Source organism: Sorangium sp. So ce834, from assembly GCF_051521425.1.
In the GTDB taxonomy this organism is placed as follows: Bacteria; Myxococcota_A; Polyangia; order Polyangiales; family Polyangiaceae; genus Sorangium; species Sorangium cellulosum_D.
Window position 1 is genome coordinate 12,291,622 of record NZ_CP150351.1, and the last position, 26,996, is coordinate 12,318,617.

The 26,996-nt window shown below is 73.8% G+C and carries 16 protein-coding genes; 8 read left to right on the plus strand and 8 right to left on the minus strand.

What is annotated here, in order from left to right; all coding sequences use genetic code 11:
* Positions 1 to 257 precede the first annotated feature (257 nt).
* Positions 258 to 2,174 carry a zinc-ribbon domain-containing protein gene (locus tag WMF20_RS45290; RefSeq protein WP_437607975.1) on the minus strand — a complete coding sequence of 639 codons (1,917 nt, stop codon included), beginning with the start codon at positions 2,172 to 2,174 and terminating at the stop codon, positions 258 to 260.
* 210 nt (positions 2,175 to 2,384) lie between these two features.
* On the minus strand, positions 2,385 to 3,782 hold the full coding sequence (locus tag WMF20_RS45295; protein WP_437607976.1) for a hypothetical protein: 1,398 nt from the start codon (positions 3,780 to 3,782) through the stop codon (positions 2,385 to 2,387).
* Positions 3,783 to 4,673: 891 nt separating this feature from the next.
* Here WMF20_RS45295 and WMF20_RS45300 point away from each other — a divergent pair.
* Both WMF20_RS45300 and WMF20_RS45305 read left to right on the plus strand, forming a co-directional pair.
* A complete protein-coding gene (locus WMF20_RS45300) occupies positions 4,674 to 6,935 on the plus strand; it encodes an SdrD B-like domain-containing protein (protein ID WP_437607977.1) in 2,262 nt (753 codons plus the stop codon).
* 416 nt (positions 6,936 to 7,351) lie between these two features.
* Positions 7,352 to 8,056, plus strand: a complete 705-nt coding sequence (locus tag WMF20_RS45305; protein WP_437607978.1) for a response regulator — start codon at positions 7,352 to 7,354, stop codon at positions 8,054 to 8,056.
* Between the two features lie 81 nt (positions 8,057 to 8,137).
* Here the strand turns inward: WMF20_RS45305 and WMF20_RS45310 are convergent, their stop codons facing one another.
* Complete coding sequence (locus tag WMF20_RS45310; RefSeq protein WP_437607979.1) at positions 8,138 to 11,014, minus strand: Eco57I restriction-modification methylase domain-containing protein; 2,877 nt, start codon at positions 11,012 to 11,014, stop codon at positions 8,138 to 8,140.
* A gap of 300 nt (positions 11,015 to 11,314) precedes the next feature.
* Between WMF20_RS45310 and WMF20_RS45315 the strand changes: the two genes are divergently transcribed.
* Positions 11,315 to 11,980 (plus strand): DsbA family protein, encoded by a 666-nt coding sequence (locus tag WMF20_RS45315; RefSeq protein ID WP_437607980.1) that lies wholly within the window; start codon positions 11,315 to 11,317, stop codon positions 11,978 to 11,980.
* Between the two features lie 95 nt (positions 11,981 to 12,075).
* Positions 12,076 to 13,155, plus strand: coding sequence for a hypothetical protein (locus tag WMF20_RS45320; RefSeq protein ID WP_437607981.1), 1,080 nt, complete (start codon positions 12,076 to 12,078; stop codon positions 13,153 to 13,155).
* A 30-nt stretch (positions 13,156 to 13,185) separates the two neighbouring features.
* Here WMF20_RS45320 and WMF20_RS45325 read toward each other — a convergent pair whose 3' ends face one another.
* Together WMF20_RS45325 and WMF20_RS45330 are read right to left on the minus strand one after the other, a co-directional pair.
* Positions 13,186 to 14,115, minus strand: coding sequence for a LysR family transcriptional regulator (locus WMF20_RS45325; RefSeq protein ID WP_437607982.1), 930 nt, complete (start codon positions 14,113 to 14,115; stop codon positions 13,186 to 13,188).
* A 292-nt stretch (positions 14,116 to 14,407) separates the two neighbouring features.
* Positions 14,408 to 15,805 (minus strand): glycoside hydrolase family 6 protein, encoded by a 1,398-nt coding sequence (locus WMF20_RS45330; RefSeq protein ID WP_437607983.1) that lies wholly within the window; start codon positions 15,803 to 15,805, stop codon positions 14,408 to 14,410.
* Positions 15,806 to 16,424: 619 nt separating this feature from the next.
* Here WMF20_RS45330 and WMF20_RS45335 point away from each other — a divergent pair.
* Entirely contained in the window at positions 16,425 to 17,765 is a 1,341-nt protein-coding gene (locus WMF20_RS45335; protein WP_437607984.1) for a metallophosphoesterase, read from the plus strand.
* 1,118 nt (positions 17,766 to 18,883) lie between these two features.
* Here the strand turns inward: WMF20_RS45335 and WMF20_RS45340 are convergent.
* Positions 18,884 to 20,173 (minus strand): Hsp70 family protein, encoded by a 1,290-nt coding sequence (locus WMF20_RS45340; RefSeq protein WP_437607985.1) that lies wholly within the window; start codon positions 20,171 to 20,173, stop codon positions 18,884 to 18,886.
* Between the two features lie 143 nt (positions 20,174 to 20,316).
* Entirely contained in the window at positions 20,317 to 21,912 is a 1,596-nt protein-coding gene (locus WMF20_RS45345) for a serine/threonine-protein kinase (protein ID WP_437607986.1), read from the minus strand.
* An 817-nt stretch (positions 21,913 to 22,729) separates the two neighbouring features.
* On the opposite strand from WMF20_RS45345, the gene WMF20_RS45350 reads away from it, so the two are divergent.
* Positions 22,730 to 23,080 carry a hypothetical protein gene (locus WMF20_RS45350; RefSeq protein WP_437607987.1) on the plus strand — a complete coding sequence of 117 codons (351 nt, stop codon included), beginning with the start codon at positions 22,730 to 22,732 and terminating at the stop codon, positions 23,078 to 23,080.
* Positions 23,081 to 23,083: 3 nt separating this feature from the next.
* Here WMF20_RS45350 and WMF20_RS45355 read toward each other — a convergent pair whose 3' ends face one another.
* On the minus strand, positions 23,084 to 23,767 hold the full coding sequence (locus WMF20_RS45355) for a DUF1826 domain-containing protein (RefSeq protein ID WP_165374516.1): 684 nt from the start codon (positions 23,765 to 23,767) through the stop codon (positions 23,084 to 23,086).
* A 217-nt stretch (positions 23,768 to 23,984) separates the two neighbouring features.
* Between WMF20_RS45355 and rpmG the strand changes: the two genes are divergently transcribed.
* The gene (rpmG, locus tag WMF20_RS45360) at positions 23,985 to 24,155 is read left to right on the plus strand and encodes a 50S ribosomal protein L33 (RefSeq protein ID WP_129580073.1); all 171 of its coding nucleotides are present in this window, start codon (positions 23,985 to 23,987) and stop codon (positions 24,153 to 24,155) included.
* A 298-nt stretch (positions 24,156 to 24,453) separates the two neighbouring features.
* Positions 24,454 to 26,772, plus strand: a complete 2,319-nt coding sequence (locus WMF20_RS45365) for a heavy metal translocating P-type ATPase (protein WP_437607988.1) — start codon at positions 24,454 to 24,456, stop codon at positions 26,770 to 26,772.
* Positions 26,773 to 26,996: the final 224 nt, after the last annotated feature.

A 26,996-nucleotide genomic window follows, 5' to 3' on the forward strand; every position in this document is an offset into this window, starting at 1 on the left:
GTCATCTCTCAATCGTCATTCGCACGGTAGGCCCCCGGAGAGGGGGTTCGTCGCGCGGGGCGGGCGCGGGCTGGTGTTTGAGCCCAATTGACGTCCTGGGTCCGGTGCGCGCAGCGCGACGGGCACAGGACGTCCCAGGCGAGTTCAGCCCGCGCCCGCCCCGCGCGACGAACCCCCTCTCCGGGGGCCGGGCGGCTCGGCGAGACGTGCGTGACCGAGAGGAAGAATCAGGAACGCGAGGCTGGCTCGAGACGAGCTCAGTTGATGGTGAACGACTTGCTGACCGAGACCGGCCCGCCGCCGAAGGCAGGCACGCGCGCGCCGCGGAACAACCGGGCCACGCAGCCGCCGACGCTCGTTCCGGCGAAGGGCGCGCCCTGCACCTCGGCCGACGTGACATTGCCGCTCGGCGCGAAGGTGACCTTGACCTTCCCGGTGCCCGTCGGGCCCCCGGCCTTCTTGCAGCTCTTCGCGGAAGCAGCCGCCGAGCCCAGCGCCGAGCTCGCGGCGCCGCGGTTGAACTCGCCGCCGCCGCCGGAAGGCGCCGGCTCCGCCGCGGGCTTCGGCGCCGCCGGCTTGTCCGCCGCTGCGGCAGGCGCAGGCGCGGACGACGGCCTCTCCTTCTCCGCCGGCTTCCCGGCCGCCGCGCTGGGCGCCGGTTGATCCGGGGCCGCCGCCGGCGCGGCAGGCTCCTCGGCGGCCGGCGCCGCCGTCTCCGCGGGCGGCGGCGTGGCGGCCGCCGCGGTCTCGGCGGCCGCCGCCGTCTCGGCCGGCGCGGGCGCCGGCGTCGCCGCCGGGCTCGGCACCTCTGCAGGGGCAGCGTTCGTCTGCTCCGGCGTGGTCGTGGACGTGTCCTCCTTCGGCGACTGCATGAAGAAGAAGGCGACGCCGCCGATCAGCACGACCGCGGCGACCGCGGCGGCGATCAGGCCCATGCGGCCCTTCTTGGCCGAGGCCTCCGGCGCCGCCGTCGGGGAGAGCGGCAGGAGCGGCGGGGGCGGCACCGACGACTTGGCCGAGGCCAACAGCGACGGCGGCGGCCGCGAGTCCGCCACCGGAGCGAGCAAGGGCGGCGGCGCGAGCATCGGCGCCGAGGCGATCGCGCCGCCGCCGAGGTTCAGCAGGTCGTCGTAGCCGGCGCGCCCGTTGTTCTTCGCGGGGCGGCTCGAGGGACGCCGGCCCGAGGGGGTTTCCTCTTGCGTCTGCTTGGCCGCGTTCTCGGTCGCGGTGAGCGCCGAGAGCGAGAAGAGGACGGAGTTCTCGTTGCGCTCGCCCACCTGGCGATCGCCGCCGGGCTGCGGGGCCGGCGCGGCCGGCTCGGTGGCCCGCTCGGCGGCGCTGAAGACGTCGACCGCGGCCGCGCGGCCCGGGCGGCGCGCCGCCGCCGGGGCCGTCGCAGCGGCGGCAGGCGCGCCCGCGGCCGCGCCGCCGTCCGCAGCCGGCGCGGCCGCGGCAGCCGACGCGGCCGCGGCAGCCCCCGCAGACGCGGCCGGGACCGGCGCGCGCTTCGCTTCCTTCATGACCACGGTCCCCTCGGGGCCGAACCTGAGCCCGGCCGGCGCCGGCGCCACGGGGACCGGCGCAGCAGCCACCGCGGGCACGGCGGCAGGCGTCGGCACCGCCGCGGCCGCAGGCGCAGGCGCAGGCACCGCCGCGGCGGCTGGCGCAGGCGTCGCCGTGGCCGCAGGCGCCGTGGCCGCAGGCGCAGGCGTCGCCACCGCAGCGGCCGCCGCATCCGCCGCCGGCGCAGCGTCATCCCGGGAGGAAAATCGCTCCTTGAGCTCGGGGACGCTGGCGATCGGGAGCCAGTCGCCCATCCCCTCTTTCCAGACGTACGTGTCGTTGCTCAGCGCTCCGCGGGCGTACTCGGTCACGAGCTGGGCGGTCGTCATGGTCCGCTCGTCGCCCTCGGCGACGTTGACGGTCCACTCGTCGGGCGCCGCCGTCGAGGGCGCGCCGCCGGCATCGGCCACGAGCTTCGCGTCGGCGTCCTCCGCGAGGTCGCCCTGCTGCCCCACGGTGGCCTCCTGCGACGGGGCCGAGGCAGCCTCATTCGCGCCGTGGACGACCATCGCGTGGTTGCATTTCTTGCATTTGATCTTGACCGTCTTGCCGACGACCTTCTCGTCCGCAATCGTGTACTTCGCCTGGCACGACTCACACGTAATCTTCATGCGACTGTCGCCCTTCCCGTTCCGGTCTGCGGGCATGGGTTCAACGACCACACACGCGCACAATCACGCGGCCCGGTCGGTTGACGGAGGATAGCGGGACCGCGCGAGACCGATCAAGGCGCCGGCCCTTTTTGTGTCCACCGCGGCGCGGCGCAGCGAGATGACGCAGCGCGTGTCCATGCCCCGCGCGACGCGCGACGGGCGCCGCGCTCAGTTGAGCAGGACCAGCTGCGTGCCGTCTTTGCCGCAGAACATCGCCTCGCCCGGATAGCGGTCGCCGCAGGTAGGGCAGATCTTTCCACGAGCGCGCGGCGCCGGCCCGACCGGCACCGCGCCGCCCACGGCCGGCGCCGCGAGCGCGGCCCCGGAGGACGGCGGCGCATCGTCAGCCCCGGCGCCGCCGCGCGCCCCGAGGCCGCCGCCGGTCGAGGCGGGGCCTTCGAGCTCGCCGGCGCGCCGGCGGCCGCGGCGGAGCAGGATCAACCCTGCGAAGCCGAGGCAGGCGGCGACCCCGCCCACGATGGCCACGAACAGGTTCTTGCGCTCGCGCCCCACGTCCTCGCCCGAGGTGGTGCGCCCGCCGATGGTGCCGGCCGCGATCACCGCGACGGCGGCCTGATCGCTCTCGCCGGCCTCGTTGAGGCCGCTCGTGGCGAGGAGCGCGTCGTAGCGGTCGGGGCTCGTCACCTCGATCGCGACGGTCACGCCCTTGCCGGCGACGGACGCCACGAGGCCGAGCGTCCCCTCGCCCGCGTCGGCGCCGAGCGAGAGCGCGCCCGTCGCGTCGACCGTCGCGGCGGACGCGAGCGGCCCCGGCGCGATCGACCACGCGGGCCTGGTCGGGAGCGCGCACCCCGCGGCGTCCATGACCAGCGCGCGGAACTGGAAGCGCTCGCCCGGCCGCATGAGCTTGCGCGACGGCGTGACCTCGAGGCGCGCGGGCTCGCCGGGGGCGTCGCAGGTGCGCGGGGCGGCGGGCTTCTTCTCGGAGGCGACGGGCGCTGCGGGCGGCGCGCTCGCCGCGGGCGGCGGCGCGCTCGCCGCGGGCGGCGGCGCGCTCGCCGCGGGCGGCGCCTCGCCCTCGCGCCGGACGAGCGTGTAGGTCCGCGTCCTCGTCACGGAGGCGCTGCAGGTCGTGTCCTGGATGATGAACTGGTACTGCCCCGTCTCGACCATGCGGATGCTGGCGTCGGTCGCCTGCGTCGTCGTGGTGACCACGGCCCGGCGGGGGTCGTTCGGCGGGGTCGTGCAGCGCGTCTGCCAGGAGCGCGCGTCGCCGGAGGCCGAGTGCTTGCTGCGCGCGAGCCCGGGCATCTGCTCCCAGCACTCGGCGGTGCTCCACGACCGGCCGGCGCCCGAGATCGAGAGCTCCGAGCCGTGCTGCTGGACCTGCACGGCGCCGCCCGGGGCGCCCTGCGGGCGCGGCCTGGGCCCGCACGCCTCCCCCCACGCGTCGATGGACCACTGCTCGGAGAGCGCGCTCGCGGTCCAGGCCCCGCTCAGCGTCGGCTGTCCCTGCGCGGCGCTCGTGCGCGGAACGGCGAGCGATGCGAGCGATGCGAGCGACGCGAGGAGCAGGGCCGGCGAGGCGAGCAGCGGGCGTCCCACGGCCGAACCCTAGCAGCGCCCGCGCACGGACGGCAGCCGGCAGGCTCACGGGCCCCCGGCCGGACCGCGCGCCGCGCGAGAGCCCGGCGTGAGCCGGTTCGCTCGCTCCGCGGCCCCTCGTGCGCCCTCGTCCAGGGCGGCGCGGACGAAGCGCGGCAGCGCCCGCCCTGGGCGCCGGCGCCGCTCGCGCCCCTCTCGGCGAGGCCGGCGAGGCCGGCCAGGCCGGCCAGGCCGGCTAGGCCGGCGCGAGCCCGGCGCGCGGCGGGTGTGGGCCCCTGCGGCAGGCGGTGGACGACCGGCGCCCGCCTCGCCGGCTGAAGGCGTAGGCCAAAGCACGCAAGCACGCGAGAAACGCATCGCGCCCCCCCAAAAGGATCTAGACACGCGAAGCGGAGATTCGTTATCTTGAAAAATGGTCTCGTGCGCACTCTGCATCAAATCTCGTCGGGCACTCTCGCGTGCCTGATCCGGTCGTGCTCGGCCCAGGGCCGAGCACGACCGACGCTTGGAGATCGAAGGAGCGCTGCCGCGGAGCCCGCTCGTCGCTGCGCTCCTCTCCGCAGGACGCAAACGGCCCAAAAGCGTCACCGCACGACCCGAGCACGACCCAAAATCGTCACTTCGCACCTCGGTGTTTTTTTGGCGCCTCCCCGAAAAAAGATCTGGACACTTCAAGGACCGAGTTGCTAGTTTGAACACTGTCCCTTTGCGCATCCGCTCTCCTATCGAAGCCAAAGCGCCCGCGTACCTGATCTGATCCAGATCGGCCCGCGGGGCTCAGTCCGATAGGAGCCCGCGAAACCGACCTCGCCTGGCCCGTGCGTCATGGCGCCTGCTATCCGGATGACGCTCCCGCAATGGTTCACCCGTGAGGACCTCAAGGAGCTACCAATGAAGCAGATCGCAATCGCCTCCTCCGCCGCGCTCGCTACCCTGTTCATCACCGCGACAAGCCTCGCCAACACCTCTGCGCCGTCGCCCACGTGCACCGTGATCAAGCGGGGTGTCCTGGGCGACATCTACAACGCCGAGATCTGGAGCCTCGCCCCGAGCTACCACGTCCCGTCACCCCATGAGGTGAACACCGGATACTCCAGCACCGTCGGCGAGAAGCGCGCCCTCTTCCGCTTCGATCTGAGCCCCATCCCCGCCGGCTCCCTCGTCACGTCCGCCAAGTTCTACGCCCTGACCTACACGAGCACGGCCCAGACCGTGTACGTCCACCAGGTGCTCGCCCCCTGGGACGAGTCGCAGGTCACCTGGAACAACCTCGGCGCCATCGACCCCGCCTCGTTCACCTCGTTCGTGCCCAACGTCACGGGATGGAGCTCGGTCGACCTCACCGGGCTCGTGCAGGACTGGGTGAGCGGCGTCTCGCCGAGCTACGGCATCCTCCTCGAGGAAGGCTCCTCCGGAAAGACGTCTTATAAAGGCAGCGCCCACACCGACCTTTCCTACCGCCCGCTCCTCGAGGTCTGTTACACGGCGCCGAAGGGCACGATCGGCGACAAGGTGTGGTTCGACGCGAACGCCGACGGCGTCGAGGACGCCTCCGAGCCCGGCATCTCCGGCGTCGTCGTCGACCTCTTCGCCGACACGAACTGCGACGGATCCGCCGACGGCGCCGCCGTCCAGACGACCGCGACCGGCGCGAACGGCGTCTACCGCTTCAGCGAGCTCGCAGCGGGCTGTTACGTCGTCGCCGTCGACGACGCGACGCTGCCGCTCGGCCACCTCCTGACCACCGACGACGAGCCGATCGCCGTGTCCCTCGACGCGGGAGAGAACGTGACCGACGCCGACTTCGGCTACGTGACGTACTCGTCGATCGGCGACACGGTCTGGCTCGACAGCGACGCCGACGGGCTCTACGAGCCGGAGACGGGCGAGCTCGGCGTCAACGGCGTCCGCGTCGAGCTGTTCCAGGGCGACCAGCTGATCGACTTCACCATCACCGGCAACAGCCCCTACACCGGCCAGCCCGGCTTCTACCTCTTCGACACGCTCCCGGCGGGCACCTACTCGGTGGTCATCACCGCCGACAACTTCATGACGAGCGGCCCGCTCGCCGGGCAGGAGCCGACGGCCGACCCCGACGGCGGGCTCGACAACGTGGGCACGGTCTCGCTCGGCTGGGCGCAGGACCTGCTCGACGCGGACTTCGGCTACCAGCTCTCCTGCGGCAACGGCGTCTGCGGCGGCGATGAGAGCTGCTCCACCTGCGCCGTCGACTGCGGCATCTGCCCGCCCACCTGCGGCAACGGCACCTGCGAGGCCGGCGAGGACTGCGGCAGCTGCAGCGCCGACTGCGACGTCTGCCCGCCCGTCTGCGGCGACGGCACCTGCGACGCGAGCGAGAGCTGCGGCACCTGCGCGGACGACTGCGGCGCCTGCCCGCCCGTCTGCGGCAACGGCACCTGCGAGGCCGGCGAGGACTGCGGCACCTGCTCGGACGACTGCGGCGCCTGCCCCGCGGTCTGCGGCAATAACGTCTGCGAGAACGGCGAGGACTGCGCGAACTGCGCCGGCGACTGCGGCGCTTGCCCCGCGGTCTGCGGCAACGACCGCTGCGAGGCGGGCGAGAACTGCTTCGAGTGCCCGAGCGACTGCGGCATCTGTCCGCCGGTCTGCGGCAGCGGCGTCTGCGAGGCCGGTGAGACCTGCGGGAGCTGCGCGGCCGATTGCGGCGCGTGCCCGCCGGTCTGCGGCGACGGCGTCTGCAAGGCGGGCGTCGAGGACTGCTCGAGCTGCGCGGCCGACTGCGGCGCCTGCCAGTGCGCGTCGCCCGGCACCGGCTCCCCCGGCTACTGGAAGAACCACCCGAGCGCGTGGAAGGTCTCGCAGCTGACGATCGGCGGCAAGACGTACACGAAGGACCAGCTCCTCGACATCATCAGCCGCCCGACCAAGGGCGACGTCACGTACATCATCGCGAAGCACCTCGTCGTCGCCAAGCTCAACGTCGGTATCGGCAACCAGTCGAGCTGCATCGAGAGCACCATCGCCGCGGCCGACGCCTGGCTCAAGAAGTACCCGCTCGGCAGCAACGTGAAGGAGGGCGGCAAGAACTCGCCCTGGGCGAGCGGCGAGCCGCTCGCCGAGAAGCTCGACGATTACAACAACGGCCGCCTCTGCGCGCCGCACCGTGACTGACCGATGAGCGACCGGTAAATCCGACCGGGAATACGAGACCCCCAGGCCAGCGCCCGCCACGAGCGAGCCACCTCAAGCGCGACCGGCGCTGGCCTCCTCCTCCGCCTCTCCACGCATCCTCACCACGCATCTCCCATCCCCGCTGCTCCACCGGACGATCTCGTCGACGAGCGGCAGCCTCATCGCTGTACAGGCTCCTCGAGCTCAGCGGCCGTTCCGGCTGTTCCAAGGTCGCCGACCTCTCCGGGGAGCGGCCTCCGGGCGCGGATCGATCGCAGCGCCGGGCGCGCGATGCCCGACCGCTCCCGCGCCGAGTGGAACGCCCCTGCGCGCGGTGGCGAGTCGCGACCACGCGCCACGGCGCACCGGACGCGGCGAGACCGGGAGTGCGGAAGTGCCCCAAGGGTGAGCGTGATTTGCCCCTGGCGCGGCAAATTGCCCCTACCGCATGGAAGCTGGCTTCTGCCGGCGCCGCCCGCGCCGCGGAAAGCGCCGCGCCCGCGGGCGCAATGGCATCGTCGAGCCCGCTCCACCGCAAACCAGGACAGCGTGGCACGGGCGCTGCAATTCCTGCGGGGCTGGGCGCCGAGGACCGCGGTGGACGGCCCGAGGATGCATCGGAGGCGGGCCAGAAGAAGGAGAAAGCTGCCATGAACCTGACCGAAAGCTGGATTGGCGACAAGCCCTTGGTCCCGCCTTGCGGCCTGTTCGGCAAAGGCCAGCATATCGTCCTGGCCGAAGACGACGACGACATGCGCTCCACGCTCGCGATGGCGCTCCGCCGCGACGGGTTCGAGGTCTCCGAGGCGCGCAACGGCCTCGAGTTGCTCGACAAGGTGGCGCCCTGGCTCGGTGGAAAGGAGCCCCCAGAGCCGATCGACGCGATCGTCAGCGACATCCAGATGCCGTGCTTCTCGGGGATGGAGATCCTGGAGGGCCTCGCCGAGCTGAGGCGCCGGCCGCCGGTCATCCTGATCACGGCCTTCGGCGATCCGCACCTCCACGCGGCCGCGCGCAGCCTGGGCGCCTCCGCCGTCATCGAGAAGCCGTTCGAGCTGGATGATCTCCGCAGCGTCCTGTTCAACCTGAAGGACGCTCCGGGCTTCGACGGCGGCTACTGACGCCGCCGACGAGGTGCGCCGCCAGATCCCCCGCGGTCGCTTTGCGCGTGCCGCCGGACGGCCGCGCGTCGCCGGCCGCGCTCAGCCGTCCGGACGCGGGAGCGGCGTCGCCGCCGCCCAGCGCGCGACGCAGATCCGCTCCTCCTCGGTCATCTCCAGCATGCTCGCCACCACGCCGTCCAGGTGGCGACGGGCCTCCGCGGGCAGGCCCGCGTTCGCCGGGCCGAGCTCCCGCCCGAGCGCGTCGAGCGCGCCGATCAGGTCGGCGCGCCCCGGCGGCGGCGCCGGGATCGCCCGCAGGTGCGCGATCTTCACCTGGGGCATGCCCTCGCGCGCGTCCCGGTGTCGGGTGTAATGCCACCAGCGCACAGGAGAGGAGTTGAGGTAGCAGAGCAGCGCGAACTCGCTCCACGTGGCGTCGCAGAAGCCGGCCAGGATCGAGTTGCGGAACGGCAGGCCGTCGCTCAGCGCGACGATCGGGTAGCGGGCGGTCTGGCGGATGAGCAGCCGCACCGTCTTCCAGTCCTCGTCCTTCCGGAAGCGGCCCTTCACGCCCGCGCGATCGACGTGGTGGCGCGGCGCGCGCGCGATGAGCTCGCCGACGTCGGTGCCCTCGCGGATCGGGCAGGTGTACGGCGGCACGGGGACGTCCGCGCGCCGGATGCGCTCGGCGTCCTCGGCGGTCGTCTGGAAGCCGCGCTCGCCGAACAGCGCGGCCGGCAGCGGGCGGAGCGCGCCGAGGCGATCGAGGAGCCGCCGGGACACGCCGTCGAGATCGGAGCGCGCGAGCGGCCAGGAAGCCGTGGCCGCCGGCCGGGGCGACGCGGGCGGGAGGCGGGTCGAGAGGAGGCCCATGCACGGCTGGAACACGCCCTCGAACGCGTCGCTGCCGAAGCTCGGGAGATCGGGGTCGACGGCGCAGAGCGCGTCGTGCGCCCGCCGCGTGGCGCCGTAGCCATCGAGGTCCGACACCGAGGTGGGGATGACGAGGCCGAGCCGCCCGCCCGGCCGGAGCAGCGACGCGGCCCGGTGCACGAACAGGCCGTGCAGCGAGCGGTAGCCGTGGAAGGCCGGGTTCCGCCGGAGATAGAGGTTGAAGACCTCGGGCGCGATCGGCTGCGCCGCCCGGCCGACGTACGCGACCCAGGGCGGGTTGCCGATCACGGCGTCGAAGCCGGGCTCCGGGCGATCGAAGGCGCCGGGGAACGCGAGCTCCCAGTGCAGGAACCGGCGCTCCTCGGCGATGCGGCGCGACAGCGCCGCCCGCGGGTCGGTCGGATCGCGCGCCGCGGCCATGTAGCGCGCGAACGTGTCCGGCCCCGGCGCCAGGGCCGCGAGCTCGCCCTCGGACGGCCAGAACCACAGGGCCATCCAGGCGTCGAGCTCCGCCTCTTCGGCGTCCCCGTCGCGCTCCGGCGCGTCGCGCGCCGCCCCCTCGGCGAGCGCCGGCGCCCGGCGCGCTGGAGCCCGCCGCGACAGGGCCCGCCGGCCGCTGCGCTCGAGGGCGACGTCCGCGGGCCCGCCGCGCGACCACGCCGCGGCCGGGAAGGCGCCGATGTCCGCGCGCTCGGCGCCGATGAGGCTGTCGCCGCAGCGGAGCTTCGCGTCGAGCGAGCTCGGCGGAAGGCTCGCGTCCTGCACGACGAGCCAGAGCGAGAGCCGGGCGAGATCGACCGCGAGCGGGTCGAGGTCGACGCCGTAGAGGCAGCGCTCGGCCACGAGGGCCATCGCGCGGCGGAGCGGCGGCTCCTCCGGGGCGAGCCGCGGCGCCGCGCCGCCGCGCTGCCAGGCGGCGACGAGCTGCGCGGCGAGCTGACGGCACGCCTCCACCAGGAACGCGCCGGAGCCCATCGCGGGATCGCACACCGCGAGCGAGAGGATCTCGTCCGGCACCGGCGGCCGGCCGGCCCTCGCGAGCAGCGGCGACAGCGTTCGCTCGACGACGTGGCGCGTGATGTCCCGCGGCGTGTAGTAGGAACCCGCGCGCCGCCGGAGCTGCCCCGGCTGGAGGTAGAGCGTGCCCCGCGCGAGCCGGCCCGGCTGCCGCGGGGAAGCGCGGCGCGCGAGCGCCTGCGACAGCTCGGCCACGCTGCCCGCCGCGGCCACGCCGGCGGCGAGGCGCGCGCCGAGCTTGAGGTCCGCCGCCGCCTCGAGCCGCGCGAGCCGCTCGCCGCCCGTGAGGTCGAGGAGCGCCTCCAGATCGACGACCACGTGGGACGGCAGCAGCGCCATCGACTCGCCCTCGGCCATCTCGAGATCGAAGGCGATCAGGCCCTCGTAGAGCGTGCCGATGTGCTCGACCTCGAGCTCGGCGTAGCGCACCGGCGCGCCGTCGTGCACGAGGAGCGCGGCGAGCACGCGGTGGAGCGCGCCGTCGCTGAGCCAGGGTCGACCGTCCAGCAAGGGGTGCGCGCCCGGGTCGCAGAGGCCGCCGCGCGCGCCCCCGGGGCCGCGGCCCTCGAGCGCGCGGGAGAGCGCCGCGACGCGGGCCCACGCGCCGTGGCGATGCTCGAGGTCGCTGCCCCCCCGCCGCTCCGCCTCCAGCTCCTCGAAGAGCCGCGCGAGCGGGGCGCCGCCGTCGGGCGCGCCGGCGAGCAGGCCGCGTGCCTCGGCGTAGAGGAGGAGGATGAGCCGCATCAGCGCGGTCACGAGGCCGGCGTGGAGCCGCCGTCGCCCTGCGGCCGAGCCGCCCGAGGCCGCGTCGCCGCCCTGCGGATCGGCCGACTGGAAGCCGCGGAGGAGCTCGCCGAGCGCGCCCTGCGCCTGCTCGCGGAGCTGCCTGGCCACGCCGTCGGCCGGCGGATCGGGCGGCCGGAGGGGCTCGCCGGGCGCGCCCGCCTCGATCGCGCCGTCGCGCGGGGATTCCTGCGACGCGCCCGATGCGCGCGACGCTGGAAGGTCGACCCGGTCACGGTCGCAGCGCAGGGAGGCGCCGAGCTGAGGGCATTCCGAGGACACGCGGGCTCCGCACGAGCATTGCGGATGGGACGGGGTGCAGGCAAGAGCCCCGGCGGGGGGCGTGCCCGGCCGCGGCGGCGGCGCGGTCGAGCGCCCGCGCCGGCGAGGAGTCCCTCCTCGCCCGGAGGTCCTCGCCCAGCACGCTTTACCGGGATGCGCGTGAAAGCATTTCCGGCGCAGCGCCGCGCGGGGGGTACGGTTCGTGCCGTGTGTCGTCGAATGAAGTCCGAGACGATCGAACGACACGCACTCGCCCGTTCACGCAAAGCACACCTTGGCGCCGCGGCGCGGCGCGGCGCCTTGCTCGCCGCGATCCTGCTCGGGATCCCGGCCTGTTACGGCGCCACCGAGGCGCCGGAACAGGAGGCCACCGGAGCCGCCAGCGCGGGCCTCGACCTCTATTCCGGCATTCCCCAGGACGGCGTCGTCCTCGGGGATCCGGGCGCGCCGATCACGCTGGTCGAGTTCTCCGATCTTCGATGCTCGCATTGCCGGGATTACGCGCTCGAGGTCCTGCCCGTGATCCTCGATCGCCACGTGCGCACGAGCCAGGTGAAGCTCGTGTTCCGGAACCTCACGTTCCTCGGGCCGGGCTCCGTGCAGGCCGCGCGCATGGCCGCGGCGGTCGGGATGCAGGGTCGCCTCTGGGAGTTCGTCGACCGCTTCTTCCGGATCCAGGCGCGCGAGCGCCCGCCGGTCACGGACGAGCTCCTCTTGCGCATCGCCTCCGAGCTGCCGGGCATCGACGCCGCGCGGGCGATGGCGCAGCGCGACAGCGGCGCGGTCGCGCGGCAGCTCGAGGCCGCGCGGGCCGAGGCCGCGCGCCTCCAGGTCCACGGCGTGCCGGCGCTGTTCCTGAGCCGCCAGGGCGAGGGGCTCCGCCGGCTCCGCCTCACCTCGATGTCGCCGGAGCCGATCTCCCGCGCGATCGAGCAGCTCCTGCGCGCGCCGCGCCCGCGCGGGTGAGCGCGCGGCGGCGCGGCGGCGCGGCGGCGAGGGCCGCGCGGCGCGCCGCAACATGGACCGGCCCGGCGCGCGGTTTTTGGTACGCTCGCGCGGGGATGACCGCCTCGCCGCTCGTGTTCCCTCCCCGCCCCCCCTCGCTGCACGGCCGTCGGCGCGAGCTCGCGACGCTCCTCTCGACCGTGCGCGCCTCGCGCCCGACGCGCATCGCGCTCGTCGGCACGGGCGGCAGCGGCAAGTCGACGCTCGCCTGCGCGCTCGGCCACAAGCTCGCGGCCGAGCTCCCCGGCGGGATCCACTGGTTCCGGGTCGGCGCCTGGGACGCGCGCACGTTGCTCGGGATGCTGTCGCTCCGCTTCGGGGCCGGGCCGTCGCCCTCGCTGCCGGCGCTGCGCCGCCGCCTGCGCGCGCTCGGGGAGATGCTCATCGTGCTCGACAACCACGAGCACGACCGCGCCGTCGCCGAGCTGCTCGACGACCTCCGCGACGAGGCGGTGACGTGGGTCATCACGGCGCGGCGCTGCCTCGTGGCCGGCGTCTCGATCTTCCCGGTCATCGCGCCGCTCGTGACCTCGGGGCAGAGCCCCTTCCCCGCGGTCGCCTCGCTGACCCGCCTGCTCCGCTGGAACCCGGTCTCGCTCGAGCTCGCCGACGCCATCGTCGCGAGCGGCGCGGCCGACGTCGACGAGCTCCACCGCTGGCTCGTGGCGGGCGGCGTCGACCGCGTGCAGGTCATCGATCACGAGGACGATCTCCCCGAGGTCGGCCTGCTCGTCGCCTGGATCTTCCGCGAGCTCTCGCCGGCGGCGCGGCGGATGCTCGCGGTGCTTTCGCACTCGAACGGCGACCACATCGACGAGGCCTCGCTCGCGACGCTGGCGCGGGCGGGGCGGAGCGCCGCCGACGCGCTCGCGTCGCTCCGCCGCTTCCGGCTCGCGCAGGAGCCGCTCGCGGGCCGCTTCGCGCTGCACGCGACCGTGCGCCACGCCGCGCTGAAGCGCACGCAGTTCGACCAGCGCCGGTTCTTCGAGCACTACGTGGGGCTCCTCGAGCGCTCGCCGGAGCGGCTCGACCTCGAGCAGACCCACCTGTTCGCGGCCATGGACTACGCGCACGACACCGGGAGCGTCGCGGCCGCGATCCGCGTGAACGAGCTGCTCTCGCGCCTCTCGCTCTGATCGCCGCCCTCCCGCCGGCGCCGGCCGCGGTCAGCGCGGCCCTTCCGGGCACCCCACGTGCTCGCAGCAGAGCTCGACGAGGCGCTTCAGCACCCACTGCCCCGCCGGCCCCAGCACGAGCGCCGGCCGGTGGACGACGGCGAGCGACAGGAGGTGCTCGTCGTCCCCCCACGCCTCCGGCCGCAGCCGGACCAGGCGTCCGGCCCTGAGATCCTCGCGGATCATGTGCTCTGGCAGGTTGCCCCACCCGAGCCCCGCGCCCAGGAGCTCTCGCTTGGTCTGGAGATCCACGACGCGCCAGGTGCGCGGGGACAGCACGGCCTGCTCCGGCGAGCGCGCGCCGCCGCGCTCGCTCAGCACGATCTGCACGTGCTCGCGCAGCTGCTCGGTCGCGACGCGCCCTTCGCGCTGCTGGGCGGCCGCGAGCGGGTGCGCCTCGCCGGCGACGGGCACCATGCGCACGGAGGTGAGGTGCCGGCGCTCGAGGCCCTGCGCCGCCGCCGCCGGGCCCACGACCCCGAGCTGGCATGTCCCGTCGAGGACCCGATCGGCGACGGCGGACATCGTCTCGGTGTGCACGACCAGCTCCACGGTGGGGTAGACGCGGGCGAACTCGACGCAGAGATCGACGAGCGCGGAGAGCGGAAAGACCGCGTCGACGCACAGCGAGACGAGCGGGTCGAGGCCGCCGGCGAGCCGCTGCGCCGCGCTGCTGAGCGCGTCCGCGTCGGCGCACACCCGCCGCGCGGCGCCGAGCAGGACGCGGCCGTGCTCCGTGAGCGCCGGGATCCGGGTCGATCGGTCCCAGAGGACGACCCCGAGCTGGCCCTCCAGGTTGGCCATCGCGTGGCTCACGGCCGACTGGACGCGGCGGAGCTTCCTGGCCGCGGCCGAGAAGCTGCCCTCGTCGGCGACCGCGATGAACGTGCGCAGCTGGTCGAGCGTGATGGAGTCGTGCACGGCGCGTCACCATGCCACGACCCGCCGCGCCCCGGCGCGGCGGCCCTCCGCCGGCCCCGCGCCGGCGGGGTCCCCGCCGTCGTGCGCTCGACAAAAACAGCGCGGCGGCCGGGACAGGCGAGGAGCGTCTTCTCAAGGGGTCTACCCTCCAGCCGGCCGCGCGGCCCGCGGGCGGGTAGACCCCTCTTTTTACGCTCCTCGCCTGCCCCGGCCGCCGGCGCGCGCTCGATCGACGTTGATCAACGTTGATCGAGCGCGCTCGTCACGGCCTTTCGCCCGCCGACGACGCCGATCAGAGCGGCGGGTTGGCGTTCTTCACGCACTCCACGAAGTACTCGTGGAACCAGTAGCCCGCCTCCGGCGCGCGCTGGTCTGCGTCGTCGTAGCCGCAGAACAGGTCGTAGCGCTCGGCGCTCTTGTCCGCGGTGCCGTCGGAGTCACCCGGCGGCTTGACCCAGTAGAAGGCGTCGAGGCGCGTCGCGCCGCCCGGGTTGGCCCGGGGCCGCTCGCCCATGCCGGCGCCGATGTTGTTGCACCAGTAGCCCCAGTCCGCCCGGATGTTGCCGCGGCCGTTGCGGCTCGTGTCGATGATGAAGTGCTTGTCCCCGAGGCCTTCGGCCGCCAGCGCCGTGCCCAGGGCGTTGACATAGTCGTACTCGCCGAAGCAGGGGTTGTTCTGCTGATCGTAGCTCTCCGAGCTGTACCGGAGCTGCGTGTAATTCGCGACGTTGGTCGCGAAGCCGCGGACGCCCGCCGGGTTGCCGGCGGCCTTGATGACGTCGGCGAAGATCTTGGCGCCCTTCTTCTGGTTGTCCTCCCAGCCGAGCCAGCCCGAGTGCGCCGCGTCGATGTACTGGTACACGTGCGGCATGTTGAGCTTCTGGAGCGCGTACGCGACCTCCTCCCGGTACGCCTTCTCCGTCTCCGTGGTGCAGTCCTTCTTGCCCAGGTTCGTCGCCAGGTTGGGGAGCGAGTCGGGCTCGATGATCGCGACGATGCGCTGGTTCGTACGCGCGGCGAGGATCGCGGAGATCCGATCGATGAACTCTTCCCTGTACCGCTTGACACCGCCGTTCTCGACCCGGAGCTCGCCGTTCGAGGCCTCGGCGAAGCAATCGCGGTTCGGGAGGTCGTACACGACGATGACCGGAACGACCGGCTCGCAGATCTGGTTCTGGAGCGCGAGCGCGGCGTCGAGGTGCCCCTCGAGGCGGTCGACCGCCGCGATCCGGTCGAGCCAGAACGCGGTCGGGATCTGCTGGACCTTCTTCATCTTCTCGACGAGGGCCGCGTCCGTCGTCTTGTCGATCGACGACTGGACCTTCGCGACGTACTCCGGGTCGACGAACAGCGTCCCACCCTCGAACGGGTTGCCGTTCGGCGCCGCGATATCGATCGTTCCGGTGCAGTTGCCGCCCGCGGCCGTCGTGCTCGTGCTCGTGGGGCTGCCCGCGCCGCTGCCCACCGGGCTGCCCGCGCCGCTGCCCACCGAGTCGCCCGCGCCGCTGCCCACCGGGCTGCCCGCGCCGCTGCCCACCGGGCTGCCCGCGCCGCTGCCCACCGGGCTGCCCGCGCCGCTGCCCTGGCCGGCGCCGCCATCTCCGCCGCTGGTGTTCCCCCCATCGCCATTGTCGCCCGAGCACGCCGCGAAGGCGGCGGTCGCGAGGAGGACCGCAACCCACTTTGCCATCCCGAGCTGATGCGAATTCCTTCTCAGCATATTAAGCCTTTCACCTACTTCTGAAGAAACCAGGCAAATCCAACATATCGAAATAGCGGGGCGAATCTAGACCAACAGTTTCGCTGGGGCAAGAACAAACGACGGCTTTGCCATGCCCGCGCCTTCTCATCGCACGTCTGCCGTGCGGTTCTCTTTTTTTCACGGCGAGGAGAAATGTCCGTCGCCTCGCGACGCTCGACGCGTTCCGGCGCGCGTCACGAGCGCGTCACAGGCGCGTTGGACAACGACCCGAAACGCTGCTTTTCACGAGGAGAACACGCCGCGAGAGGATCGACTCCGGCGCAACGCAGCGCGCAATCGCGGCGACAGGGCCGAGCGGTCGGATCGTCCGAACGTGACATGGCAGACGGGCAGAACTGTTTCGGGTTGATTTCCAGGTGCATCATCGACTGTGGTCTCACCGCTCTCCGAGGCAGCGTGCCCAGATCAGGCGGAGAGTCGGACGTGCGGTGACGCAGGGAGGCGCCGGAGCACGCGCGCGCCCGCCGCCGCACCGTCACGGGGCGGCTTCTGGCCGGTCGCCGCCGATCGGTTAGGCTTCGGTCCCCCCTGCCGTGCAGAGCCCGCCATGCGCTTCCTCGTCGTCTCGCTGATCCTCCTCGCCGTCCTCGGCCCCCTGGGCGTCTACGTGCACCGGCGCGCCTCCGGCCTGCTCGGCCTGGGCCAGCGCGGCCGGCGCGCGCTGGCCTGCCTGCTCGCGGCCGCCGTGCTGGCGATGCTCTCCGCGCGGCTCTGGCGGGGCGCGCTGCCCGACGGCGTGGTCCGCGGGACGGTGCTCCTGAGCAACATCCTCTCGCTCACCGTCCTGCTCTCCGCGGTGCTGCTCGGCGTCGTGGACCTCGGCCGGCTGATCGCGCGGCTCGCGCGCGCGGCGCTCGAGCGCACCAGAGCGGCCGCGCGCGCCCCCGACGCGGCAGGCCGCCCCGCGGACGCGGCGCGCCGCCCTGGCGAGGAAGCGGCGCGCACCCAGGCCGGCGGCGCGGGCGAGCCGCTCCCGCCCCGCGCCGAGCCGCTCCCGCCCCGCGCCGAGCCGCTCCCGCTGCTGCCGGTCGCTCCGCCGGCGCTCCCGCGCCGCGCCTTCCTCGCGAACGGGGCCGCCGGCTCCGCCTTCCTCATCGGGGGCGGCAGCGCGGTGTATGGCGCGCTCGTCGGGCGGCACGACTACGTCATTGAAGAGGTCGCGATTCCGATACCGGGCTTGCCGCGCAGCCTCGACGGCTTCTCCATCGTGCAGCTGTCGGACATCCACCTCGGGCTGTTCGTGGGCGAGCCGGAGATGCGCGCCGCCGAGGATCTCGTGCGCAAGGCGCGCGGCGATCTCATCGTGATGACGGGCGATCTCATCGATTTCGACCCGAGGTATGCCGAGCACCTCGGGCGGCTCACGCGGCGGCTCGGCCCGCTCGCCCGGGAGGGGGTCGCGGCGATCCCGGGCAACCATGACCACTTCGCCGGCATCGACGCCGCGCTCGACGCGCTGGAGCGCGGCGGCGCCCGCGTGCTGAGCAACCGGGGGCACGTCGTCGGAGGGGCCGGCGGCGCGTTCGCGCTGCTCGGCGTCGACGACGTGTGGGCGCGAGGGCGCGTGCCCGGCGGCGGCCCCCACCTCGGCCGGGCGCTCGCCGACGTGCCCCGCGACCTGCCGCGCGTCTTGCTCTGCCACAACCCGGTCTTCTTCCCGGACGCCGCCGGCGAGGTGGCCTTGCAGCTCAGCGGCCACACCCACGGCGGCCAGGTCAACCTGCTCGTCCGGCCCGCCGACCTGGTGCTCCCCCACGGCTACGTGGCCGGGCTCTACCAGCGCGGCGGCTCGCACCTCTACGTCAACCGAGGCTTCGGCACCGCCGGGCCGCCGGCGCGCATCGGCGCGCCCCCCGAGGTGAGCCGCATCGTGCTCGTCTCCGCCTGACGCGGCGCCAGGCGCTCTCGTCGCTGAGCCCGCCTGTCGAGCGTCCGGGCGCGAGCGCGGCGCCGGGAGCGGCGGTGATTTCCGGGGTGATCGCGCGCCCCCGAAGGTCCTCGATGGTTTTCGGGATAAGGCACCTTCTCCGGTTCTTGATCCTCGTGCTGCGGGTGTTCAGGTTCCGAGGCGCGATGAGCGCGACGAGCCGACGAGCGCCGCCGAGTTGGGGCCCGCGATGGGCGGTCTACCTGCGCGGGCTCGCGATCCTCGCCTTCGCCGGCGGGTGCGCGGCCGCGCCGCTCGCGCCGGTGGGCCGCAGCGAGGCGCCCGTCGACCCGCCGGAGGACGCGCCCGCCCCCGCGCCCGAGCCTCCCCCGCCGCCTGCCGAGGAGCCTTCGCTCATCGAGCTCGAGGTCCCCGGCTTCGGGCCCGCGGTGGTCGTGCCGCCGCGCGGCGAGGGGCCGCGGCCGGTGCTCGTCGTCGCGCACGGCGCCGGCGATCGGCCCGAGTGGCACTGCGAGATCTGGCGCGCGATGGTGAGGGGGGCCGGGTTCGTGCTCTGCCCGCGCGGCAAGCCCATCGACGCCCGCGTGCCGGGCGGCGGTCGGATCTTCTATTACCCGGACCACCACGCGCTGAGCCGCGAGGTCGCCGCGGCGGTCTCGGCGCTGTCGACGCGCTTCGGGGATCGGGTGGATCTCCGCGACCCGATCTACGCGGGGTTCTCGCAGGGGGCGATCATGGGCGCGCTGCTCTTGCCCGGGCACCCCGCTCGCTTCGCGCGGGCGGCGCTGATCGAGGGCGGCTACGGCGGCTTCGGCGAGTGGACGCTGGGCACCGCCAGGCGCTTTCGCAGCGGCGGCGGGGCGCGGGTGCTGCTCGCGTGCGGGCGGGCCGACTGCGCGGCGCAGGCGCGCAAGACGCAGGCGATGCTCGAGCGCGGCGGCGTCGCCGCGCGCGTCCTGCACGCCGAGGGCGCCGGCCACAGCTATGGCGGCCGGATGGAGCGCGCGCTCCACGAGGCGTACCCGTGGGTCGTCGAGGGCGATCCCCGCTGGCTCGGCGGCCCTGCGGCCTCGGCGCGCGGCGAGGCCTCGGCCCCGCCGGGCGCGGCCTTCGCGCCTTCAGGCGGACGCGGCGGCGAGGCCGCGCGCCCGCTCGGCCAGCCCCTGCACGACCGAGTGGAAGCTCCGCAGCTGCCGCACCTTGCCCTGGCCGAACCGCCGCTCGATGCCGCGCCGGAGCGCCGGCACCCTGGCGGTCCCGCCCGTGCAGCACACCACGTCGACCCCGTCGAACGACAGGCCGGCGTCCTGCACCGTCTGGTCGAGCGCCCGTAGGATCGCGTCGATCTGCCGCTCGCTCCCGGCCTCGAACTCTTCGCGGGCGATGCGCTCGCGGAGGTGCATGGACGGGTAATCGAAGCGGAACTCCGCGACCGCCTCGCTGGACAGCGCGCACTTGCTGCGCTCGATCTCCTCGAACACGCGGAAAGCCAGCGAGTCTTCGACCAGGCAGAGCAGGTTGTCCATCCGCTGCCGGTCCTCGGGCCCGAGCGACCACGCCTTCACGTCGCGGAGGAAGGCGAGCACGTCGCGGTGCTGGAGCACCGTCATGTCGGCCGGGGAACAGAGCTTCTCGACGAGGGGCCGGGGCATGGTCAGCTGGTTCGAGCCGAGCGGGACGCGGTAGGTGACCTCGGCGCCGAAGTGGCGGGCGATCTTGTGGCGCATGAGGCTGCCGTCGAGCGCGTCGCCGGCGATGGAGACGCCGCCGAGCGAGAGCACGTCGGACGGCGCGAACCCTTCCGGCCGCATCCTGACGATCGTGTAGTCGGACGTCCCGCCGCCGAAGTCGGCGACGAGGACGACGGCCCCGCGGTCGAGCTCCAGGTGGAAGTCGTGCGCGGCGGCGACCGGCTCGGGGCAGAAGAAGACCTCGCGAAAGCCGGCGATCCGCGCCGCCCGCTCGAGCCGCTCCTCGGCGAGGCGGTCGTCGGCCGGGTCGGTCGAGAACTTCGCCGGCCTGCCCAGCACGACGCGCGCGACGTCCGCGTCGAAGTGGCGGTTCGCGCGGTCGCGCATCTCCCGCAGGAAGCGGCCGATCAGGTCCTCGATGGTGACGAGCCGGTGTCCGATCTGCGTGCCGGAGAAGCTCCGGTCGGGCAGGTATTTCTTGATCGATCGGATGAAGCGGCCCTGCATGCCGTTCGCGACGAAATCGTCGATCGCCGCCGCCCCGCAGGAGAACCGCTGCTGCCCGAAGAAGAGCAGGCTCCGGAGGACGGTCGGGTCGGCCGCCGCGCCGTCGAGCGGGATGGGCGGGCAGGTCGCCTCCGCGCTGGCCGCCGAGAGCAGCGAGTTGGAGGTACCGAAATCGACGGCATACACCTCGGGCTTGAAACGTGCGGACATGATCTCGCCTCCTCGTGGGGTGCTTCGTAGGCACGCGGATCTCGCCGATTCGACCACCTATTTACAAGCTGTCGAATGCATGAGAGAATATTGGCGGGCTCGCGGGATGACCGGATTTCACCGCTGCCCGGCGAGCGCCGTCGTCAGGACACGCGCGTCACCCGCCGCAGCGCCACGACGAGCGCCACGAGCGCCAGCAGCGTCGGCAGCGCGACGACGCCGACGTCGATCCACCCGAGCCAGTCGCTCGGCTCGAGCCCGAGCGCGGGGATCGGCAGCGCGAACGCGTTGTAGGCCGCGGCGCCGAGCGCGAGCGCGCCGCACGAGAGGAACAGCCACCGGAGCGCCGAGAGGAGGCCCTTGCCGAGGCGCTCCATGGCCGGCCCGCTCCGCCAGCGCCCGATGACGACCCGGATCGTGCCGGCGAGCACGACGAGCGAGAGCGCCCCCGCGACGCCCGCGGCGATGAGGGTCTCGGTCTCGCTGAGCGCCCGCCGCTCGGTGATGCCGTAGACCATGCGCAGGACCATCGCCGCGCTCGTGAAGACCGCCGCGCCCGCGGCGAGGCTCACCGCGAACGACAGGAGCAGCGCGACCGGCCGGGCGCGCCGCGCCCTGCGCGTCACGTCGTCCGCGGTCTGCCCCTGGGCGTTCGGGATGACGACGGTCGCGATCTCGTCGTTCGGGGCGCCCTCGGTCACGGCCGTGGCGAGCGCGCGCGCCGGCCCGAACGGGTCCTGCATGTCGAAGTCCGCGAGCAGGCGATCGAGCTCCTGCGCGGACGGCGGCCGGTCCTCGCGCGTCCGGGCCATGGCGCGCTGGACCAGCGCCTCGAGCCCCTCCGGGATGTTCTTGTCGATGTCGCGCGGGCGGCGCGGATCCTCGGTGAGCAGGCGGATCATGGTCCGGGCCGGCTCCTCCTCGGGGAAGGGTCGCTCGCCGGTGAGCATGCGGTACAGCACGGCGCCGACCGCGTAGAGGTCCGCGCGGGAGTCGACGTCGGCCGAGCCTCGCGCCTGCTCCGGCGCCATGTACTGCGGCGTGCCGACCACCGAGCCCGTGCGGGTGAGATCGGCGCCGTCGAGCACCTTGGCGACCCCGAAATCGAGGATCTTCACGTGGATGCTGCCCCCCTCGCGCCGGACGAGGAACAGGTTCGACGGCTTGAGGTCGCGGTGGACGACGCCGGCCGCGTGGGCCGCGGCCAGGCCCCGGCAGACCTGGCGCGAGATGGTGATGGCGGTCGGGAGCGGCAGCTTGCCGACCTGATCGAGGAGGCTGCCGAGGTCCTCGCCCTTGAGCAGCTCGGTCACCATGCACGGGCGCCCGTCCTTGAGGCGCACCACGTCCACGACGTCGATCACGTGCTCGTTGCCGACGCGCGCGATCGTCTGCGCCTCGCGCTCGAAGCGCGCCATCGCCTCCCGGTGGCTGGCGAAGTGCTCGTGCGGCACCTTGACGGCGAAGCGCTTCGGCAGGCGGATGTGCTCGGCGACGTAGACGCGGCCCATGCCGCCCGCGCCGATCACGCCGGTGATGCAGAAGCTCCCCGCGAGCAGCTCGCCGACCATCGGGTCGGTCGCGGTCACGCCCTGGAGCTCCAGCGTGGTCGCGTCGATGGGGCAGACGAGGAAGTCGAGCGGGTACCGGACGCCGCACGCGGGGCAGCGTCGGGTGGGTCTCTCCGGGGGTGCCTGCCGCGCCTGGTCCGGGTCGGCGTGCCTGGCTAGCTCGACCATCGACCGGCAGTCTAGACGAGAAGCAGGCCCCGGCGCGACGGATCGGCCGCGACGGACGTGCCGCGTCGGCGCCGGCGCGGTCCGCCGGCGCCGCACCGCGCCGCGCCTTCCGGCGCACGCGCGCTTTTCCAGCCTCACCAGGCGATTTCCAGCCTCGCGCGGCGCCTTCCGGGCTCGCGCGGCGCCTTCCGGGCTCGCGCGGCGCCTTCGGGCCTACACGCAGCCTTCCGACCTCGCGCGGCGCCTTCCGGCCTACACGCCGCCTTCCGGCCTCGCGCGGCGCCCGTCGGCGTCAGGCGGGGATGGCCTGGAGGTCTTCCCGGCCCCAGTTGCGGTGCTGTCGGATGGCGTCGATGACTCGAGGAGCGTCGGGCCGCGCGGGCCGGGCCTCAGCGAGTCGTCGGTATGGGAGATGGGGATCCCTTGTTCGGTGGCGAGGTGCATGCCCTCGGAGTGGGACCGCACGGCTTCAAGGGCCTTTACCTTGTCGTCCTGGTCGCTTCCTACGCGCTGGTCTGGCACCCCACGCGCGCGGGGCTCCTCGGCGCGGACGCGTAGAGCGCGATCGTGTGCTGTCAGGTGGAGGTGGAATCGCGCCGAGGCTGGCTGAGAGGCGAGCCCGTCCAGGCGACTGACACTCCAGGAGACATTTTGATGGCCGGTGCATGCCGTGGGGGTAGGTTGGTGCAGCGGGGGCCCTCATTCTCGTGCTCGTGCGGGATAGCGGCCGGGAGGTCGGGCCTTCCGAGGCTGATACGAGCAGCCTCTTCCTGTTCCCGAGGTGCGTTTTCCGGTCGCTCGATCAAGGAGACCCAGCATGAAGGACCACGCGACCCACGACGAGCATGCACACGACCACGGCCAGGCGTGCGGACATCAGGCGATACGTCACGGTGACCACGTCGACTACCTGCACGATGGCCACTTGCATCACCGGCATGGCGATCATGTCGACGAGCACGTCCTCTCGGTGGACGACGAGAATCCTGCGCAGTGCACCCCGAGCCACGCGTGCTCAGGGCATGACGTGAAGCACAAGCACGGCGATGGGTGCGGGCACCCCGCTGTCCCTCACGGCGATCACGTGGACTTCCTGGTGGACGGCCACTTGCACCACCCGCACGGCGGGCACTGCGATCATCACGGCAGCGTGCAGCTGATGGCGTAGCGCTCAAGCGAGGGCGTCGAGCGTCAGGGCGACCCGTGGCGACGTTCCGGGCGGCGACCGGTGCACCGCGCCGCGGTCCCGGTTGCCTGGCCAGGCCTCGCCCTTGAGCAGCCCGACGTCGAACGGACCCATCCGGCGAAGGCGCGCGCCGGCGCGCAGCACCCCAGACACCTCGTCGGGGACGCCGTTCGAGCGGTGCCCGAGCCGGTCCCGCCGGACGTCCGCGTGCTCTGCCCACTCGGTCCCCGGCCCGACATAGGTGGTCACCAAGCGGACGGTCACCACGTCGGCGTGGAGACGAGGGCACATGGGCTTGTCGAGGCGCGCGAGCCGCACGCCGATCCGCGGGCAGCCGGTGAGATCCGCGAAGAGCGAGATCAGGCCGCGCACGTCGTCGAGGAAGGCTTCACGCCCGGAAGAATGAGGCGCTCCCGCAGCCAGCGCCGCGACGTCCGGCGCGCCGGGATCCACGAGCAGCGTCTCGGAGAGCGGCCGCGGCAGCAGCCACCCGCGCACGAAGGCGTCCACGTCGGGATCGATCCCCCTCCGCAGCACGCACACGCTCACCTCGGGCGCCGCGAGCTCGGCCAGGTCGGCGACCTCCGTCACGAGGCGCGTCGAGCTGCCCGGCGCTGCGCGCGGCGATGCGAGATCCTCGGGGGCCTCAGCGGTCGTTGTCGTCATCATCTTGTGTTCGCCTTCTTCCATGGCCGCCGCGGCATGAGCCGCCATGCCGCGACGAAGCATTTCGGGATCATGATGTCACGGGATGCGCCACTGATGCAATCAAGTTGCATCAGTACCCCGGATGAGGTAGTAGCCCCACCTCCGGCATGTCCTGTGGTCCGCTGCCGCGGGCCCCGGGCCGCGGCTTGCCGCCGAGCGACGATAAGGAGATCACCTCGTGCGCGATATCATCAAGCTCGTCTCGTCTGCGGGGACTGGTTACTGCTACTACACGACCAAGAACAAACGGACGATGGCGGAGAAGATGCAGTTGAAGAAGTACGATCCTGTCGCCCGCAAGCACGTGGTCTTCACGGAGGGGAAGATCTCGAAGGGGGGCGGCAAGTAAACGAGACGCCGGAGCTCGTCACGGGCGCGTGAGGGGCCCTGTTGGCCCTCGGCCGCGCAGCGCCTCGGCGGCGCGCGCGGACGCGAGGCGACCCCCCGCTGCCGCTCACACCCCCGAAGACGCAGCCGGCCGGGTTCTTTCCACCGCGCAGGAGCCGCCGCGTGCGTCGGGGGAGCCGAGCGAAGCCCCCTCGGCCCCGCACTGCGGGCCGGGAGGCCAGCTCCGCGGTGAGCTCCAGCGCCCTCGCCGTAATCCGCGGAGGGCTCCCGCGTCTGCACCGGTCGACAGAGAGGTGATCATGTCGACCGCATCCGTCTCCGTTCCCGCCCCCCAGGACACCGATGAGGCCGCCGTCCGCCGCATCGACCTGCCCGTCGAGGGCATGACCTGCGCCGCCTGCGTCCGGCGCATCGAGCGCGCCCTGCTCGCCACGGGCGGCGTCAGCGGCGCGAAGGTCAACCTCGTGACCCGCACGGCCACGGTCACCTTCGACCCGGCCGCCGCGTCCGCCGGGGCGCTCGTCGCCGCCATCGAGGGCGCGGGCTACGGCGTCCAGGAGCGCGCCGCCCCGCCGGACAGCGCCGCCGCCGCCCCGGTCGGCCGGGCAGCCGCCGCCGAGGAGAGCCTCGACGGCGAGCGGCGCGCCCTCTTCCGGGACTTCGCGCTCTCGCTCGCCCTCTCGGTCCCGCTGCTCGTCCTCGGCATGTCGCACGGCCGCATCCCGGGCGCCGACGGCGCGGGCGGCCGGCTCGTCCAGCTCGCCCTCGCGACCGCCGTGATGGTCGGCCCCGGCCGCAGGTTCTTCCGGCTCGCCTGGGCCGCGCTCCGGCACCGGGCGGCCGACATGAACACCCTCGTGGCCCTCGGGACCGGCGCCGCGTGGATCTACTCGGCGTTCGCGGTCGTCGCGCCGCAGCTCTTCCCCCACGCCGAGCACGGGGCGCGGCCGCGCATCTACTTCGAGGCGGCCGGGGCCATCGTCACCTTCGTCCTGCTCGGCAAGCTCCTCGAGACGCGCGCCCGCAAGCGGCTCACCGACGCGGTGCGCGGGCTCGTCGCGCTCCAGCCGAAGACGGCGCGGCGCCTGCGCGGCGATCGGGAAGAGGAGATCCCGGCCGCGGCGCTCTCGCCCGGCGATCTCGTCCGCGTCCGCCCGGGGGAGCGGATGCCGAGCGACGGCGAGGTCGTCTCGGGCGCCTCGGCGGTCGACGAGTCGATGCTCACGGGCGAGAGCCTCCCCGTCGACAAGGGCGCCGGCGCGGCCGTGTTCGGCGGCACGCTGAACCAGAGCGGGCAGCTCACGGTGCGGATCACGAAGACCGGCGCCGACACCGCGCTCGCCCGCATCGTCGAGGCGATCGAGCAGGCGCAAGGCTCGAAGGCGCCGATCGCGCGCCTCGCCGACACCGTGAGCGGCATCTTCGTCCCGGTGGTCCTCGGCATCGCCGCGCTCGCGTTCGTCGCCTGGGTCGCGGTGGATCCGAGCGCGGCGGGGCTCGCCGCCGCGGTCGAGCGGTTCGTCGCGGTCCTCGTGATCGCCTGCCCCTGCGCCCTGGGCCTCGCGACGCCCGCCGCCGTGGCCGTGGGCACCGGGCGCGGCGCCGAGCTCGGCGTGCTCGTGAAGGGCGGCGCGGCGCTCGAGGCCGCGAGCCGCGTCGACACCGTCCTCGTGGACAAGACGGGCACGCTCACCGCGGGGCGGCCGCAGCTCGCGGCGGTGAAGGCGCTGGCGGACGCCTCGGAGGACGAGTTCCTGCGCCTCGTCGGCTCGGCGGAGCTCGGCAGCGAGCACCCGGTCGCGAAGGCGCTCGTCGAGGGCGCGCGCGCCCGGGGCCTCCCGCTCGAGGCGCCCGAGGCCTTCCACGCCGACGCGGGACGCGGCGTGGTCGCCCGCGTCGAGGGGCGGGAGGTGCGCATCGGCACGGCCCGGTACCTCGCCGAGCTCGGGCTCGACGCCGCGCCGCTCGAGGAGCTCGCCGAGGGCCTCGCCCGGCACGGGAACACCCCGTCGTTCGTCGCCGTCGACGGCCGCCTCGCCGGCCTTGTCGCGGTCGCCGACCTGCCGACCCCCGAGGCGAAGGAGGCGGTCGCCGCGCTGCACCGGCTCGGCGTGCGGGTCGCGATGGTGACCGGCGACCGCAGGGCGACCGCGCGCGCGGCGGCGCGAGAGCTCGGGATCGACGAGGTGTTCGCCGAGGTCCGCCCCGAGGACAAGGCGCGCATCGTGCGCGAGGAGCGGGAGCGCGGGCGCGTCGTCGCGATGGTCGGCGACGGCATCAACGACGCGCCCGCCCTCGCCGGCGCCCACGTGGGGATCGCGGTCGCGAGCGGCGCGGACATCGCGGTCGCCGCGGCCGACGTCGCGCTGCTGCGCGGCGGCGTCGCCGCCCTGCCCACCGCGCTCGGGCTGGCGCGCGCGGCGCTGCGGACCATCCGCCAGAACCTCTTCTGGGCGTTCGTCTACAACGTGGTCGGCATCCCGATCGCGGCCGGCGCGCTGTACCCGCTGACCGGCTGGCTCCTGTCGCCGGTCCTCGCGAGCGCGGCCATGAGCCTGTCGAGCGTCTCGGTGCTCCTCAGCTCCCTGCGCCTCCGGCGGTTCGGGCGCGAGGGTTGACATCCGCGGCCGACCGGGCGGCATGGTCGCTCGGTCGGGCGCATGTGACCGTAGAGGTCACATCGAATGCATCGTCCCTGTCGAACCCCGTCCGCCCAGGCCCGCTCCGAGCGGCGGCCCGTGAGCCGCTCACCGCATGGGCAGCACGATGACACGAGAGAATTCGGGACATCGGAGGCTCGTTCAGCCTCCTTCCGAGCCGCGGTTGCGGAGCGCTCCGACAC